Here is a 16394-nt window from a genome sequence, read left to right on the forward strand (position 1 = left end):
AGCTCAGGCCTTGTCGTCAAACAACAGGTTGCTTGCGCTGCTGAGGTTCTGTGCCAGCTTCAATGCTGTTTCCGACGGAATCTGGCGAATCACTTCACCATTGTCGGTATTGATGACCTTGACCACCACACGGTGGGTGGAATCATCAATGGAAAAATCGAGGCTACGCTGGGTAGCTTGAACGAAATCGCGAATATCGGTGACTGCTTTTTCCAGGTCGGCGCGTGCGGGCTCTTGGCTAATCGCGGGCGTTGCCTGGACATTCAGAACGTTGTTGTCAGCCACTACCTTGGCAGGTGCGCTTTGAGGTGCAACCGGCGGATAAGACTGGTTCAGCTTTACACTCATGTCCATGTCCAATCTCCTCTAAACCGAAAAAACGGAAGGGCACGTAGACGCGCCCTTCCGTTAGTTACCAAGCGCTGAGATTACTGAAGCAGCTTCAGTACAGCGGATGGCAGCTGGTTAGCCTGCGACAGGATCGCGGTGGAAGCCGACTGCAGGGTTTGTTGCTTGGTCAGTTCGGCGGTTTCGGAAGCGAAGTCGACGTCCTGAACGGTGGAACGTGCAGCGGTGGAGTTCTTCTGAATGTTCTGCAGGTTGTCTGCAGTGGTAGTCAGACGGTTCTGGGTAGCACCCAGGCCCGAACGAACGCCGTCGATGGTGCCGATGGCCTTGTCGATAACAGCCAGCGCGTTTTGAGCGTTGGTAGCGTCGGTCACGTCGGTGTTAGAGATGGTGGTCTTGGTCGACGAAACGGTAGCAGCCGAGAACAAGTCCGATACACCAGTACCAGCGTCGCTCAGGGAGTAGCCTTTAGCCGAATCCAGGGAAACCTGACCGGTCACAACGATTGCAGCAGCACCCAGAGCAGCCGGGGTGGCGAATGCGCCAGCGCCGTCTTTAGCGCCAACCAGGATGTTGGCCTGGGCGTTGGCATCAGCACCCGAGAACGACAGGTTTTCGCCGGAATCCGACTTAACCGACAGGGTTTTGTTGGATTCGTCGTAGTTAACGCTGATGCCCAGTTTGGCAGCGTTCGATTTCAGCTGGTCAGCCAGGCCGGCCAGGTCCTTCACGCCGACGAAATCAACAGCGGCACCGCTACCTACAGCCAGTTTGAAGTTCGACGGAGTGGCAGCGCCTACTTCCAGTTTGACTTCAGTGCTGGCGGTAGCGGTCAGGCCACCGATCGAACCGTTCAGGCCCGCAGCGATGTCTTTAGCCGAAGCGCCTGCAGCGTAAGTTACGGTTTTAGTCTGACCGTTGCCGGTAACAGTGATGTCGCCGCCAGCCAGGCCAGTTGCGCTAGGCACGATGGCCTTGGTTTTGACCTGCTGCGAACCAATGTTGTTGGCTGCAACGTTTTCCAGGCTCAGGTTGATGGTTTCGTTAGCGTTGGCGCCAACCTGGATAGCTTTGGTACCGTACGAACCGTCCAGCAGCTTCTGGCCACCGAAAGTAGTGGTTTGCGAGATACGGGTCAGTTCCGAAGTCAGAGCCTGGTATTCGTCGTTGTTCGACTTACGGTCGTCAGCGCTGAGGGAGCCAGTAGCGGAAGACAGAGCCAGGGTACGCATTTTTTGCAGGATGTCGGTCGAAGCCTGCATCGCGCCTTCAGCGGTCTGAGCGATGGAGATACCGTCGTTCACGTTTTTTACTGCTTGACCCAGGCCGTTGATTTGGCTGGTCAGGCGGTTAGCGATCTGCAGGCCAGCTGCGTCGTCTTTAGCGCTGTTGATACGCAGGCCGGAAGACAGGCGCTGCATGGAAGTGGCCAGGGCGCCGCCAGCTTTGTTCAGGTTGCCCTGAGTAGTGATCGAAGCAATGTTGGTGTTTACTGTTAAAGCCATGACGAAATCCTCGTTGGATGGATACTGCGGCTTCCGGCCCTGGCAACCGCCGGGTGTGGCCTGAGAACCTACGTAATAGTTATCGTCGTGGTAGGCAGTTGCTTGAGGATTTTTTTGATTTTTTTTACTGGCGCCGTGCCACCCTTTGCAATTCAACGGCTTACATCAGCTCAAAACCCCGGATTCATTGGCTTTTCTGGCGCCAAATAAAAAACGCCGATGATCTCTAGATCATCGGCGTTTTTTTATGCAGCCTATTAAAGCGTCACGGGCGATACAGAATCGCCGAACCCCACGACAGACCCACACCAAAACCGCTGATTGCCACGCGCTTCCACTTGGCGTCCATCACGTGCTTTTCCAGCAGCAGTGGAATGCTCGACGACACGGTGTTGCCGGTCTCGACCATGTCCTTGATGAACTTGTCCACTGGGGCATCTTCAAAACGGCGTGCCACGGCATCAACGATGGCCGCACTGCCCTGGTGAATGCAGAACGCGTCGATCTCATCAGCCTTGAGGTCCGACTCGTTGAGCAGCTCGTGCAAATGCGCCGGCACCTTGAGCAAGGCGAAGTTGAAGACCTGGCGACCGTTCATGAAGAACACGCCATCACTGACCTTCAAGTGCGGTGCGCCGGAACCGTCGGTGCCGAATTTGGACTTGCCCAGCAACCACGGCGCGTCTTCACCCATCCAGGTGGCGGTAGCGGCGTCGCCGAACAGCATGGTGGTGTTACGGTCTTCCGGGTCGACGATCTTCGAATACGGGTCGGCGGTGATCAGCAGGCCGTTTTTCAGGCCAGTGGCTTCCATGAAGCCCTTCATCGCGTAGATACCGTAGACGTAGCCGGAGCAGCCCAGGGAAATATCAAAGGCCGCCACATGCGTCGGCAGGCCCAGTTTGTCCTGGACGATCGCGGCGGTGTGGGGCAAACCCTCTTCATCACCGTTCTGGGTGACGACGATCAGCGCGTCAATCGATTCGCGCTTCAGATCCGGGTTGTTGGCAAACAAAGCGTTGACCGCCTCGACACACAGATCGGAGGTTTCCTGCGCGGCTTCCTTGCGCGGCAGGAACGCAGAACCGATCTTGCCAATGATGAATTCTTCATCCTTGGCGAATTTGGCACCCTGGGCGTAGTTATCGATCCCGTCTGCCGGCACGTAACTGGCGATGCTTTTTATGCCAATCATTGTGGCTTCCCAATACTAAATAGCTGGAGAACACCCCGAGGACTGCGCCCGGAGTGCTGACAATAAAGGGGATAACCCCATAAAAATCTCGCTGAAAGCCGCCCCGCAAGGACCCTGTGACGACTTATCCTTTTCACACGATACAGTGAAGATGCGCTTTATGACTCACAGGTCACTCAATTTTGTGCGCTTTATGCAAAACGTTTCAACAATTTAACCCCAGAAACGACAACGGCCCGCCCTGTTTCCAGAGCGGGCCGCTTGACTTGGCGCCACTTACATCTTGTTGAACAGGCTCAACTGCGAGACTTTCACGAACGCCAGCTGCGAGGCTTCGAGCATGGTTTGCTGCAGCGTCAGGTTGATCGCCGCCTCACCCATGTCGACGTTGGCCAGTGCACTCATGGTCGTGGTGTTGGCCAAGCTGATGCTAGTGTTTGCGCTGGCCTGCACCGTCAACGCATTCTCACGCGCACCGATGGAGCCACGTACGTTGTCCACTTGGTCGGCCGAGCTGGTCAGGTTACTGACGGCGGCATTCAAGGCGTCCTGAAGTTTGACCCGCGCGCCCGGAATGCCGTCTGCCGGTTGCTCCAGAGCCATACGCAGTTGGCCCAGGGTATCGAGGGCGTTCTGGGTTTTTTGGGTGGTGTTGCCCACCGAAAACTGGTCGCCAACGTTCGGCGTGCCGCTCAGTTCGAAGGTAACGCCTGCCGCCGTGATGGTGCTCGGGCCTGGCGGGGTGCCGGTGCCGGGAGTGATGACGCCATTGTCCACGATCGGTTTGCTGCCGGCGTTATACGGCTGGGCATAGACCTTGTAGGCCGTCGGGTCAGTGTCGTCGAACTTGATCAATACGCCGCTGTTAGGAAACGTGCTCGAATAGTTGGCCGCACTGCTGACGCTGGCATTGGTCAATTGCGCGCTGGAAGTGTTGCTCGGGGTTCGAGCGATGTTGAACCCGTCAGGCTTGGCGCTGAGGCTGAACTCACGCCCCTTGACCAGCGCATCGGCATCAGGTCCGGTGGCAAGGTCGGTCAGGTCTACCGTGATATCGAACTTGACGCCACGCAGGTTGACGCTGGCGCTGCCTTCCTTGGTGGAGTCGAACGTCCCGTTACCGGCAACCTGCGAAGTAATGTCGTTGTTGTCTTTGTCGGTAATGACGTACTGGGTGCTGCTGGTGAACGTCAGTTTGTACGGCTGGCCGTCGGCAAACTGCCGGGTGTAGTCGGAACCCGAAGTCACAAGGCCGCTCGATAAGGCGACCTTGTGGTCGTCGACCAGCGGCGGCGAAATCGCAGGCGCCACCGGCGCAGTGGCAGGCGCGAGGTAATTGGACTGGGTGCGACTGGTATTGACCGCCCCTTCCAGGATGGTCTTGCCGGTGTCGCCGGTGCGAACCGTCAGGGTCTCGGATACCTGCAGGCTCAGCTCGTTCTCGTCGCCCTGATAGCTGTAAGTACCATCGTTGTTGCGCGAGTACGGCGGCGTGTCGGTCTTGGAGCCTGAGAACAGATAGTTGCCGGCCGAGTCCTTGCTGTTGAGCAAGCCCAACAGTTGATCCTCCAGCGCGCCCACCTCAACCGAAATGGACTTGCGGTCAGCATCACTGGTCACGCCACCGGCACGCAGCGCCAGTTGGCTGCCGGCCTGGATCGTGGTGTTAATCGCATCCAGGATGCTTTCTTCGTTAGTCAGCTTGTTCTGAATACTGGTGATATTGCCGCTGTACTGCGACAGCATATCTTTCTGCTGTTGCAGCATCAGCAAGCGCTGGGCAGCCACCGGATCATCGGCGGCGGTCTGCACACGCACGCCGGAGCTGGCCTGCTGCTGGGCCTGCACCACACCTGAATAATTGTTCTGATACTTGCTGGCACTGGTGTCGAAATACTGCTGTGTAGAAATGCGCATCGTCCCAGACTCCCTTAAAGACTATTGATCAGCGTGCTGAAGGTTTCTTGCGCAGCCTTGATGATCTGCGACGACGCTGTGTAGTACTGCTGGAACTTGATCATGTCGCCCGCTTCTTCATCCAGGTTGACCTGGGATACGGAGTTGCGTGCGTTCTTGTTGGCCGTCAACAGCGCGTTGGTCGCTGTGGTGTCTGTGGTGGCCGCTGCGGCCTTGGCGCCGACGGTCGAGACCAACTTGCTGTTGGCCCCCACCAGGCTGGTGCCGCCACTGCCATCGGCCGCGAGACCTACGGTTGACTTGGTCTGCAGGTTGAGCAGAGCCTGGGCGTTACGGTTGTCGGACTTGCCGGAGGCATTGAACGAGAAGGAGGTGCTGTCGCCATTCGCTGGCGAACCGCCCACCGTGGTGTCGAAGCTGAAGCTCTTGGCTGGCGACAACAAGACACCGCCGGCATCGCGCATCGGCACGCTGATGCTGATCTTGTTGGCCTGGCCTGGAATGATAGTGCCGGAGCCGATCGGATCACCCTGGGCGTTGCTGAGGGTGTAAGCCTGAGTGCCATCGGCCGCGGGCTTACCAAAGACCATCGTCACCGGCATCGAGTGCTCAATGCCCGTACGCAATTGCGCGGTGTCGGCGCCACCCTGGATATCCAGAGGCACTGTGAGGGTCGGCGGCGTAAAGGTGCCGGTGCCCTGGTTGGTTTTACCCGCCTCGCCCTGCAACGGCGCGGCAAAGGCAATCTTGCTCGGATCGCTGAGCACGGTGCCGATTTCCTTGGCGCCGTTGGCGGTCGGGCTGACCTTGAAGCTGTCACCCGCCTGCACTGCGCCGCTCTGGACCGCCAGGGTGAAACCGTCGATAACCGGCGGCGGCGTGGCACTCAAGTCATAAGTGCCCATAGCCTTGCCGTCGGATCGCAGGACCGTCACTTTGTTGAGATTGGTCCCATCGTTGAAGCTGACCTTGTAATCGAAGTTGGTCAACTGGCTGCTGTCTTTGATCGTCACGCCCAAGGCGCCGTCGCCCAGGTTGCCTTGGGCCGCCTGGCTACGCAGGGCAACGGAGGCTGCGTTATTGATGTCGGTGAACATCGAGGCGCCGAACTCGCCATTGAGGTCCAGGCCTTGGCCCAACTGGCTGTTGAGCGCATCGGCAGTGACAATCGCGATACGCCCCAAGTCATTGATTGCCGGCATCAGCGCATCGCTGCGATAACGCAGCAGGCCACCAATGCTGCCGCCACTGATCACGTTGCCCAAGTCCAGGGCGGTACCGCCCGGCGCATTGAGCTGGATCGTGTACTGGCTAGTGTCGCTCTTGCTCGGCACCGCGGAAATGCTGCTGGACTGATCGCCCAGCACCAGGGACTGGCCACTGCCGGTGCTGAGGCTGAACACGCCGTTCTTTTCCGTGGCGGTCACGCCGATCAACTCATTGAGCGAGCGTACAGCCTCGGCACGGGAGTCCAGCAGGTTGGCCGGGGAAGTGTTCGACGAACCCTGTACCTGGGCGATCTGCTTGTTGAGGGACGCAATCGACGACGTCAGTTGGTTGACCTGATCGCTCATCGAGGTCAACTGGCTGTTGATGGTCTCTTTCTGCTGGCTCAACTGGCTGGAGATGGTGTTGAACCGGTTGGTCAGGGTCTGGGCGTTCGTAAGCAGGATCTGACGGGCCGAAGTATCGTTCGGACTGGCCGAGGCGGTCTGCACCGCCGCGAAGAACGAGCTGAGCACGGCGGACATGCCGGTGGTCTTGTCCGACAGGGTCTTGTCGACCGCACTGATCTGGTCCAGGTAAGCCTTGGCATCGCTGTTGAGCGAGGTGCTGTTCTGGTAAGCGGTGTCCAGGTATTCGTTGTAGACCCGGCGCACGTCGGCCAGGGTGGTGCCGCTGCCGATGAACACGCCGCCGTACTGATTCGACGCGTTCGCGCTCTGGGTGGTCTGCTGACGCGAATAGCCCGCGGTATTGGCGTTGGCGATGTTGTTACTCAAGACCGACAACGATCCTTGAGCGGCGTTAAGCCCCGACATCCCGATATTGAGCAAACTCATGGTTCAGACCTTATAAATGAGTGGTCGCGCCCGCGGCAGCGTAATTCTGATAACTGTTCATCGTTTTTGCGATCTGCGAAATCTTACTGGCGTAGGCCGGATCGGTGGCGTAACCGGCTTTTTGCAACTCGCGCACAAACTGTTCCGGGTTGTCGGCCGACTTCACAACTTCTTTATAGCGATCATTGCTTTGCAGCAATGTCACCAGGTCGTGGAAGCTGTCCTGGTAGGAGTCGTAGGAACGGAACTGCGCCGTTTCCTTGACCATCGCGCCATCGCGAAACTCGCTGGTGATCGCACGCGCCTGACCGCCCTGCCAACTCTGGCCGGCCTTGATGCCGAACAGGTTGTGACTGCTGCTGCCATCTTCGGCGCGCATCACCGATTTGCCCCAACCGGTTTCCAGGGCGGCCTGGGCCACCAGGTACTTCGGATCAATACCAATGCGCGCCGCAGCCGCCTTGGCCATCGGCAACATCGTGGCGACAAATTCGTCCTGCGAACTGAACGCCTTCTTCGCCGGTGCCAGCGGCGGCTGGGCCACGGCGCGGCTGTAGATCTGCATACGGTCGCTGGGCACCGCAAAACTGCGTGCGGTGCTATTGACGACGTTGTCATCGGAGGCACTGTTACGCAGCGGCGCGGCCTTGGCCTCGGTCGCCACTTGGGTGCTCGGAACGATGCCGGCGAGCAGGCGATCGGTCAGCTTGCTTGGCAAGGCGATCCGGCGCTGGTTCATCAGCTCCATATCGTTGCTATGAGCAGCAGCGGCACCGGCCTGGGGCTCTGCCACGCGGTAAGCCCACAACGGACGCTGGCCATTGGAACGACCCAGCGGACCCTGAGCCTGGGTGCCGGCGGCAATTTCCGTCGGCACGTCGACTTTCTTAACCGGTTCAGCGGCTGCCGGGCCCTGCAAAGTGGCCGCAGCGGCGTCCACCGGTTTGTTCTTCTGCATCTGGCGCATCAGCACGTCGGCGAGGCCGATACCACCGCCCTCACGGGACAACGACACCGCCAGTTGCTGGTCGTACATCTCCTGATATTGCTTGGCCGCAGGCGTGTTCATCGGGTTGTCTTTGCCCAGGGCCTCGGTGGCCGAACGCATCGACTTGAGCATCTCGCTCAAGAACAGCGACTCGAACTCCTGCGCCACCTTGCGCATATTGCCTTCGCTGTTCTTGTCGTCGCCGACCTTGAGCTGGTTAAGCCGGTTCAAGTCGGAGTAAGACCCCGAGTCCGCCGTGCTGCTGATCCCGCTCTTGCGCATATCCATGGCCACGGCCTCAGATTACGATCAGGTCGGCTTGCAAGGCGCCGGCCTGTTTCAGGGCTTCAAGAATTGCCATCAAGTCGCCTGGCGCAGCGCCCACCTGGTTCACCGCGCGGACAATCTCATCCAACGTGGTGCCGGGGCCGAACTTGAACATCGGCTTGGCTTCCTGCTGAGCATTGACCCGCGAGCGCGGCACTACTGCCGTCTGGCCATTGGACAACGGCCCAGGCTGGCTGACGATCGGGTCTTCGGTGATGGTCACGGTCAGGCTGCCGTGGGTCACCGCTGCCGGCGACACCTTGACGTTCTGGCCGATCACGATAGTGCCGGTGCGCGAGTTGATGATGACTTTGGCCACCGCCTGGCCTGGGTCGACTTCAAGGTTTTCCAGGATCGACAGGTAATCCACACGCTGGCTTGGATCCAGCGGCGCAGTTACACGGATCGAGCCGCCGTCGATGGCCTGGGCCACGCCAGGGCCGAGCATGTCGTTGATCTTGTCGACCACGCGCTTGGCGGTGGTGAAGTCGGAACGGTTGAGGTTCAGGGTCAGGCTGTTGCCTTGGTTGAAACCACTGGGCACGGTACGTTCCACCGTGGCACCGCCAGGAATGCGACCGGCCGATGGCACGTTGACGGTAATCTTCGAACCGTCACGACCTTCGGCGTCAAACCCGCCCACCACCAGGTTGCCCTGGGCGATGGCATAGACGTTACCGTCGATACCTTTAAGCGGTGTCATCAGCAGCGTGCCGCCGCGCAGGCTTTTCGAGTTACCGATGGAGGCCACGGTGATGTCCACCACCTGGCCCGGCTTGGAGAACGCTGGCAAGTCGGCACTGATAGACACAGCCGCGACGTTCTTGAGCTGCACGTTGCCCGAGCCCGCCGGCACCTTGATGCCGAACTGCGAGAGCATATTGTTGAAGGTCTGCAGAGTGAACGGGGTCTGGGTGGTCTGGTCACCCGTGCCGTTGAGCCCCACTACCAGGCCGTAACCGATCAACTGGTTGGAACGCACGCCGGAGATGCTCGCAATGTCTTTCAGGCGCTCGGCCTGGGCGACAGCGCTTAACGAAAGCAGGAGTGCGGCAGCCATCAGCTGTTTGAGTTTCAAAGTGGCCACCTAGAAAGGGAACAGCGGGCTAAGGAAGAAACGGTCGAACCAACCCGGCTGGCTCGCATCAGCAAACGAACCCGTACCCGAGTAGGTAATGCGTGCATCGGCAATCCGTGTCGACGGCACGGTGTTGTCGGTGGCGATGTCATCGGCACGGACCATGCCGGCGATGCGCACCAGTTCGTCACCGGTGTTGAGGGTCATCCACTTTTCACCGCGTACCGCGATGATGCCGTTGGGCAACACGTCGGCCACGGTCACGGTGATCGAACCGGTCAGTGTGTTGCCTTGCGCCGCCGCACTCTTGCCGTTGGTAGCACGGTCGCCGCTGTAGCCGGCATCGAGGCTCAAGTCACCGCTGCCCAATGGGTTATTGGTGTTCGGCACACCGCCGAACAGCGAGGACAGGCCAATGCTGGCCTTGCTGGTCTTGCCGATCTGCGAGTTGGCGTTCTTGCTGGCCTGGGTCCGCTCGTTCAGGGTGATGGTGATGATGTCACCAACCCGGAACGCCTTGCGGTCGCTGTACAGGTTCTGTTCGAAACCCGCCTGGTAGATCGAGCCATTGTTGGCCGCCGCCGGCAATGGCGTGCGCGGCAACACCGGCGCGTAGTACGGGTCATTGGGTTTGGGCGTCGGGGCGACACAGCCCGCGAGCACGGCAATCCCACTCAATGCCAAAACGGAAACATAGCGATTCATGACCCATACCTCACGGTGTTGCAGGCGCCTTCAAGAGCGCCCCATAGACTTGATTACAGATTCTGCGTTACGAACGAGAGCATCTGGTCGGCGGTGGAAATCACCTTGGAGTTCATCTCGTAGGCACGCTGAGTGGTGATCATGTTGACCATCTCTTCAACGGTGCTCACGTTGGAGGTTTCCAGGGTGCTTTGCAGCGTGGTGCCGAAACCGTTCAGGCCAGGGGTGCCGATTTGCGGCGCGCCGCTGGAGGCGGTTTCCAGGAACAGGTTATTACCCATGGCCTGCAGGCCAGCCGGGTTGATGAAGTCGGCGGTTTGCAGGTTGCCGATCACTTGCGATGCCGGGTTACCGGCCACGGTGATGGACACGGTGCCGTCGTTGCCGACGGTGAAAGTCTGGGCGTTGTTCGGCACGACGATGGCCGGTTCCAGGGCGAAACCGTTGGCCGTCACGATCTGGCCGTTGGCGTCCAGGTGAAACGTGCCGTCACGGGTGTACGAAGTGGTCCCATCCGGTTGCAGGATCTGGAAGAAGCCCTTGCCGTTGATAGCCATGTCGAGCGGCTGGCCGGTTTGCTGCAGGTTACCGGCGTTGAAGTTCTTCTGGGTGCCGACGATTTGCACACCGGTACCCAATTGCAGGCCCGACGGCAATTCGCTGTCCTGGGTCGACTGGGCACCTGGCTGGCGCTTGATCTGATAGAGCAAGTCCTGGAACTCAGCGCGGTCACGTTTGAAGCCCGTGGTCGACACGTTGGCCAAGTTGTTGGAAATGGTGGTCAGGTTGGTGTCCTGGGCGGACAGACCTGTTTTGGCAACCCATAGAGCCGGAAGCATGGTGTTCTCCTTCGTGCGCCTGTTTGTTGGCGCCGTTTAGCAAATTAGTGAGTGAGCGCTGATCAGCTCATCTGCATGACGCGAGTCATGGCCTGGTCGTCTTCTTTGGCGCTGTTCATCATCTTGATGTGCAGCTCGAACTGCTTGGAAAGCGCCAGCACTGCCGTCATTTCTTCCACGGCATTGACGTTGCTTGCCTGCAGGAAACCCGAGGTCAGCTTGACACTCGCATCGGCCACGGCCGGCTGGCCATCTTTGGTGTGAATGGTGCCATCGAGGCCTTTATTCATATTCTTCAGGTCGGGCTGGACCAGCTTGATCCGGTCCACTTCAGCCATCACCCGTGGGCCTTCGCCCATGGCGCGGATGCTGATGGTGCCGTCGGAACCGACTTCGATCTTCTGCTGGGGCGGCACGGCAATCGGGCCACCGTTGCCCATGATCGGCATGCCGTTACCGGCGCGCAGCACGCCCAACGCATCGACGTTCATGCTGGCGCTGCGCACATAGGCTTCGCTGCCATCCGGAGTTTGCACCGCCATCCAACCGTCGCCGTTGACCGCCACGTCCAGATCACGACCGGTTTCGATCATCGCGCCGGGAGTGAAGTCGGTGGCTGGACGTTCGGTCAGGGCAAACGCCCGCGCCGGAAAGCTGTCACCGAACACCGGCATCGAACGCGCCTGTTCCAGGTCACGTTGAAAGCCGTTGGTGGAAATGTTCGCCAAGTTGTTGGCATGGGCCTTCTGCGCCAGAGCATTCTGGCTGGCGCCGGTCATTGCCACATAAAGGTACTTGTCCACATTCTTTCCTCTTTCTGACGCAGGCTTGCCGCCCACCGCTGTACTGATGAGGCTTAAGCAATTTGCGAACCAACTTTTAAAAAAAGGGGAAAACCCAGACAGTACGGGGGTTTGCGTTGAGTCAGCAGGATTTGAAGGACTGGGGATAGTCGAAAAAACGGCGGACTACTGCCGCTTACGGCAACGACGCAGATCAAATGTGAGAGCGGGCTTGCTGTGGTGAGCGGGCTTGCCCCGCGCCGGGCTGCGAAGCAGCCCCCAACCACACAGGTTATTTATCAGCCTTCAGAATTTCGTAATCGCGCAACTTATTGGCGATGGTGGTGTGCGATACCCCCAGCCGCTTGCCCAACTGCCGGCTGCTCGGGTGCTCGGCATACAGGCTCTCCAGCACCGCCTTCTCGAACCGTCCGACGATCGCCTCCAACCCACCCTCCAGGGAAAAATCGCCAAGCGGCTGACGCACGCCATAATCCGGCAAGCGAATATGCTCGGCCTTGACCGTCCCGCCCTCGCACAACGACACGGCCTGGAACAGCACGTTTTCCAACTGCCGCACATTGCCCGGCCAGTGGTAGTGACTGAGTCGCTCCATCGCCGCCGGCGCCAGCTTGGGCAGTGGGCAGCCGATCTGACGGCTGGCCTGGTCAAGAAAGTGGTCAACCAACGGCCCCAGCCCATCAAGGCATTCGCGCAGTGGTGGGATGTGCAACGACAGCACGTTGAGGCGGTGATAAAGGTCCTGGCGGAATTCGCCACGGGCGCAGAGTTCGGACAAATCCACCTGGGTTGCGCAGATCACCCGCACATCCAAGTACACCTCCTCATCACTGCCCACCCGACGGAAGCAACCATCCTGCAGGAAGCGCAGCAATTTCACCTGCAAGCGCGCACTCATTTCCCCCACGCCATCGAGAAACAACGTACCGCCCGCCGTCAGCTCCAGCAGCCCGAGCTTGCCTTCGGCCCGCGCGCCTTCGAACGCGCCGGGGCCATAGCCAAACAACTCGGTCTCAGCCATCGACTCCGGCAGACCAGCACAATTGAGCGCCATCAGCGGCGATTGCCCACGGGGGCTGGCCAGGTGGCAGGCGCGGGCCAGCAATTCTTTGCCAGTGCCGGTTTCGCCTTCTATTAATAGCGGTGCGTCCAACGGCGCCATGCGCCGGGCTTCACGTACCACCGCCGCCATGACTTTGGAGCTTTGGAAGATGCTGTCAAAGCCGCGCAGTTCCTGCTTGCGCACGTTGTAGATGCGCTCGCCCACGCGGTCGGCGCGATGCAGGGTCAGCACGGCGCCAGCCATGGCCTCGCTGTCGTCGTGCTCGGAGGATTGCAGTGGCGCTATGTCCGCCAGGAACACGTCACCCTTGACCTTGACCCGCAGACCATTGATCCGCGACTTGCTCGCGCGCACCAGTTCCGGCAAGTCGAAGTCCTCGGCGTAGCGCGACAGCGGAATGCCCGGCACTTCGTCCACGCGCACCCCGAGCAACTGCGCCGCCGCGCGGTTGGCGGCGACAATGGAGCCGCCCATGTCGATGGACAGCACTGGAAACTCCAACGCACCGAGCAAGGCATTGAGCTCCATGTGCCGGCGCTCGCTGGGCATCAGCCCTACCCTTTTCACGCCAAACACCCCGGCAATGGCTTCGAACTGCGGACGTAATGCCTGGAACTGCATGTTCACCAGGTTCGGACAAAACAGGTAAATGGCATTGCCATGCTCACCACCGACCTCGCCCTTGGCGACATTGACGCCGTACTCCACCAACAGATTGAGAATGTCCCGCAATATGCCGATGCGGTTTTGGCAGTGCACTTTGATACGCATGAAAGGGCCCGAAAAAGTGGGTAGGCGCCGCGTCTTTTTGTCGCTGGGCGCAGATAGTCGTCAAGATTATGTGACAGCTTGTGTGCTTTTCACAGCCCAACGGCGCGATGAACCACACGAGCGTAACGATTACTTTACGAAAATCGGTATTTTTTCCTACAAGATCCGCTCACAGACAGATGGAATCCTGCTCCGCGCGGGTTATCAATAGGTTCATCGCAGGACATAACAAGAACGAATGCCTAGCAGGAGAGCCGTATGAAGCAGACGCAGTACGTGGCCCGCGAGCCCGATGCGCAAGGTTTTATCCACTACCCGCCGGAAGAACACGCGGTGTGGAACACTCTGATCACGCGTCAGTTGAAAGTGATCGAAGGCCGCGCTTGCCAGGAATACCTGGACGGTATCGACAAACTTGGCCTGCCCCTGGACCGCATTCCACAGTTGGGCGAAATCAATAAAGTGCTGGCCGAGACCACCGGCTGGCAAGTGGCCCGGGTCCCCGCGCTGATCCCCTTTCAGACCTTCTTCGAATTGCTCGCTAACAAGCAATTTCCGGTGGCGACCTTTATTCGTACCCGTGAAGAACTGGACTACCTGCAAGAGCCGGATATTTTCCACGAGATCTTTGGCCACTGCCCACTGCTGACCAACCCCTGGTTCGCCGAATTCACTCACACGTACGGCAAGCTCGGCCTGGCGGCCACCAAGGAGCAACGGGTGTACCTGGCGCGCCTGTACTGGATGACCATCGAGTTCGGCCTGGTGGATACGCCCGAGGGTCGGCGCATCTACGGTGGCGGGATTTTGTCGTCGCCCAAGGAAAGTGTGTACTGCCTGTCGGACGAGCCCGAGCACCAGGCCTTCGACCCGCTGGAAGCGATGCGCACGCCGTATCGCATCGACATCCTCCAACCGCTGTATTTCGTACTGCCCAACCTCAAGCGCCTGTTCGAAGTCGCGCAGGAAGACATCATGGGCATGGTCGAGCGCGGTATGCAGCTTGGGTTGCATGCGCCGAAATTCCCGCCAAAACCCAAGGCCGCGTGAACCGTGGCTTTTAAGGCCAGGTGAGTCTGTTCCCTGGCCCCGCGTTGCTTTAGGGTGACGCCACTGACGACCGTTTTTAAACACTCGAATTCAGGACACCACCACATGACCACCTTGAACCAAGCCCACTGCGAAGCCTGCCGCGCCGATGCCCCACAAGTCAGCGATGAAGAATTGCCGGTGCTGCTCAAGCAGATCCCAGACTGGAACATCGAAGTCCGCGACGGCGTGATGCAGTTGGAAAAGGTTTTTCTGTTCAAGAACTTCAAATTCGCCCTGGCCTTTACCAACGCCATGGGTGAAATCTCCGAAGCCGAAGGCCATCACCCGGGCCTGCTCACCGAATGGGGCAAAGTCACCGTGACGTGGTGGAGCCACTCCATCAAAGGCCTGCACCGCAACGACTTCATCATGGCCGCGCGCACCGACGAAGTGGCCAAGGACGCCGAGGGCCGCAAGTAATGCATTTCGATGCCATTGGCCGCGTGCCCGGCGACCCGATCCTCGGGCTGATGGACCTGTATGCCCAGGACACCAACCCGAACAAGTTCGACCTCGGCGTGGGCGTCTATAAAGATGATCAGGGCCTGACGCCGATTCCCCATTCAGTGAAGCTCGCCGAACAGCGCCTGGTTGACACCCAAACCACCAAGACGTACATCGGCGGCCACGGTAATGCAGCGTTCGGCACATTGATCAGCGAGCTGGTCCTCGGTGCCGATTCTGCACTTATCCGTGAACGCCGGGCCGGCGCCACGCAAACCCCGGGTGGTACCGGTGCTTTGCGCCTCAGTGCCGACTTCATCGCTCAAAACCTTCCAGGACGCGGCGTGTGGCTGAGCAACCCGACCTGGCCAATCCACGAAAGCATCTTTGCCAAGGCCGGGCTCAAGGTCAGCCACTATCCGTATGTAGGCGCCGACAACCGCCTGGATGTGGAGGCGATGCTAGCGACCCTTTCCACCGTGCCAAAAGGTGATGTGGTGCTGCTGCACGCGTGCTGCCACAACCCCACCGGGTTCGACCTGTCCCAGGATGACTGGCGCCACGCGCTGCAGATCGTGCGCGAGCGCCAACTGCTGCCACTGATCGACTTCGCCTACCAGGGTTTCGGCGATGGCCTGGAGCAGGACGCCTGGGCGGTGCGCTTGTTTGCCAGAGAGTTGCCGGAAGTATTGGTCACCAGCTCGTGCTCGAAAAACTTCGGCCTATACAGCGACCGTGTTGGCGCGCTGATCGTGTGCGCTGCAGACGCCGAGAAGCTGACGGATGTACGCAGCCAACTGGCGAATATCGCGCGTAATCTGTGGTCTACGCCGCCGGACCATGGTGCGGCAGTGGTCGCGACTATCCTCGGTGATGCCGAGCTGAAAAAGCAGTGGAGCGAGGAAGTCGAAGCCATGCGTGCGCGGATCGCGCAGTTGCGTTCCGGACTGGTGGAGGCGTTGGCGCCCCATGGTTTATCGGAGCGCTTTGCGCACATCGGCGCACAACGCGGGATGTTTTCCTATACCGGTTTGAGTGCCGAGCAGGTCAAGCAACTGCGGGAAAAGCACAGCGTGTATATGGTCAGTTCGGGGCGAGCCAACGTGGCGGGTATTGATGCGACACGCCTGACACTCCTGGCCGAAGCCATCGCCGACGTATCCAACTGACGAAACCGGGACTGAAAATGTGGGAGGGGGCTTGCTCCCGATGGCAGTGGGTCAGTGACAGGTGTACTGGCTGACACTCCCTCATCG

General features: G+C 59.5%; 14 protein-coding genes. 3 read left to right on the top strand and 11 right to left on the bottom strand.

Annotated elements, in window-relative coordinates:
- Nucleotides 1–3 precede the first annotated feature (3 nt).
- From LRO94_RS20410 to LRO94_RS20460, 11 genes are all read right to left on the bottom strand, one after another.
- The gene (locus tag LRO94_RS20410) at nucleotides 4–354 is read right to left on the bottom strand and encodes a flagellar protein FlaG (RefSeq protein ID WP_095185426.1); all 351 of its coding nucleotides are present in this window, start codon (nucleotides 352–354) and stop codon (nucleotides 4–6) included.
- A 74-nt stretch (nucleotides 355–428) separates the two neighbouring features.
- The gene (locus LRO94_RS20415; protein WP_032887865.1) at nucleotides 429–1853 is read right to left on the bottom strand and encodes a flagellin N-terminal helical domain-containing protein; all 1425 of its coding nucleotides are present in this window, start codon (nucleotides 1851–1853) and stop codon (nucleotides 429–431) included.
- Between the two features lie 265 nt (nucleotides 1854–2118).
- Nucleotides 2119–3048, bottom strand: coding sequence for a ketoacyl-ACP synthase III (locus tag LRO94_RS20420; protein WP_032887863.1), 930 nt, complete (start codon nucleotides 3046–3048; stop codon nucleotides 2119–2121).
- A gap of 276 nt (nucleotides 3049–3324) precedes the next feature.
- Nucleotides 3325–4965 (bottom strand): flagellar hook-associated protein 3, encoded by a 1641-nt coding sequence (locus LRO94_RS20425; protein WP_032887861.1) that lies wholly within the window; start codon nucleotides 4963–4965, stop codon nucleotides 3325–3327.
- A gap of 14 nt (nucleotides 4966–4979) precedes the next feature.
- A complete protein-coding gene (gene flgK, locus LRO94_RS20430; protein WP_032887859.1) occupies nucleotides 4980–7028 on the bottom strand; it encodes a flagellar hook-associated protein FlgK in 2049 nt (682 codons plus the stop codon).
- 10 nt (nucleotides 7029–7038) lie between these two features.
- Nucleotides 7039–8304, bottom strand: a complete 1266-nt coding sequence (flgJ, locus tag LRO94_RS20435; protein ID WP_032887857.1) for a flagellar assembly peptidoglycan hydrolase FlgJ — start codon at nucleotides 8302–8304, stop codon at nucleotides 7039–7041.
- 10 nt (nucleotides 8305–8314) lie between these two features.
- A complete protein-coding gene (locus tag LRO94_RS20440) occupies nucleotides 8315–9403 on the bottom strand; it encodes a flagellar basal body P-ring protein FlgI (protein ID WP_081797739.1) in 1089 nt (362 codons plus the stop codon).
- A gap of 27 nt (nucleotides 9404–9430) precedes the next feature.
- A complete protein-coding gene (flgH, locus tag LRO94_RS20445; RefSeq protein WP_032887854.1) occupies nucleotides 9431–10126 on the bottom strand; it encodes a flagellar basal body L-ring protein FlgH in 696 nt (231 codons plus the stop codon).
- 53 nt (nucleotides 10127–10179) lie between these two features.
- Nucleotides 10180–10965, bottom strand: coding sequence for a flagellar basal-body rod protein FlgG (flgG, locus tag LRO94_RS20450; protein WP_032887852.1), 786 nt, complete (start codon nucleotides 10963–10965; stop codon nucleotides 10180–10182).
- Between the two features lie 62 nt (nucleotides 10966–11027).
- Nucleotides 11028–11768, bottom strand: a complete 741-nt coding sequence (locus LRO94_RS20455; RefSeq protein WP_032887850.1) for a flagellar basal body rod protein FlgF — start codon at nucleotides 11766–11768, stop codon at nucleotides 11028–11030.
- Between the two features lie 271 nt (nucleotides 11769–12039).
- Nucleotides 12040–13602 carry a sigma-54-dependent phenylalanine hydroxylase transcriptional regulator PhhR gene (locus LRO94_RS20460; protein WP_032887849.1) on the bottom strand — a complete coding sequence of 521 codons (1563 nt, stop codon included), beginning with the start codon at nucleotides 13600–13602 and terminating at the stop codon, nucleotides 12040–12042.
- Between the two features lie 258 nt (nucleotides 13603–13860).
- On the opposite strand from LRO94_RS20460, the gene phhA reads away from it, so the two are divergent.
- The 3 genes from phhA (at nucleotide 13861) to LRO94_RS20475 (ending at nucleotide 16307) form a co-directional block, all read left to right on the top strand.
- Complete coding sequence (gene phhA, locus LRO94_RS20465; RefSeq protein WP_122681135.1) at nucleotides 13861–14652, top strand: phenylalanine 4-monooxygenase; 792 nt, start codon at nucleotides 13861–13863, stop codon at nucleotides 14650–14652.
- 105 nt (nucleotides 14653–14757) lie between these two features.
- On the top strand, nucleotides 14758–15114 hold the full coding sequence (locus LRO94_RS20470; protein ID WP_010208721.1) for a 4a-hydroxytetrahydrobiopterin dehydratase: 357 nt from the start codon (nucleotides 14758–14760) through the stop codon (nucleotides 15112–15114).
- Nucleotides 15114–16307: an amino acid aminotransferase gene (locus LRO94_RS20475; protein WP_179178625.1), complete on the top strand. Its 1194-nt coding sequence runs from the start codon at nucleotides 15114–15116 to the stop codon at nucleotides 16305–16307. Before LRO94_RS20470 ends, LRO94_RS20475 begins: the two co-directional genes overlap by 1 nt.
- Nucleotides 16308–16394: the final 87 nt, after the last annotated feature.

The sequence above is a fragment of the Pseudomonas sivasensis genome, assembly GCF_021391435.1.
Classification (GTDB): Bacteria; Pseudomonadota; Gammaproteobacteria; order Pseudomonadales; family Pseudomonadaceae; genus Aquipseudomonas; species Aquipseudomonas sivasensis.